Consider the following 392-nt stretch of genomic DNA (forward strand, 5'->3'; position numbering starts at 1 on the left):
GCGCCGCTGCTGGGGATGTTCTGCTTTGGCAATCTGATGCGCGAAAGCGGCGTGGTGGAGCGTCTGAGCGACACGGTACAGAACGGGCTGATTAATATCGTGACCATTTTCCTCGGGCTGTCGGTGGGCGCGAAGCTGGTCGCGGATAAGTTCCTGCAGCCGCAGACGCTGGGCATTCTGCTGCTGGGTGTGATTGCGTTCGGGATTGGGACGGCGGCCGGGGTGCTGATGGCGAAGCTGCTGAACCTGTGCAGTAAGAACAAAATCAACCCGCTTATCGGTTCGGCGGGGGTGTCGGCAGTGCCGATGGCGGCACGCGTATCGAACAAAGTGGGGCTGGAATCAGACCCGCAGAACTTCCTGCTGATGCACGCGATGGGCCCGAACGTGGC

General features: G+C 61.2%; 1 protein-coding gene. It reads left to right on the forward strand.

Going from position 1 to position 392, the window contains the following annotated elements; all coding sequences use genetic code 11:
• Nucleotides 1–392: sodium ion-translocating decarboxylase subunit beta (locus tag NA197_RS23445; protein WP_438796711.1), on the forward strand; the 392-nt coding region annotated here is incomplete at both ends.

Origin of the sequence: Salmonella sp. NW884, from assembly GCF_051700745.1 — a bacterium.
Lineage (GTDB): Bacteria > Pseudomonadota > Gammaproteobacteria > Enterobacterales > Enterobacteriaceae > Salmonella > Salmonella enterica.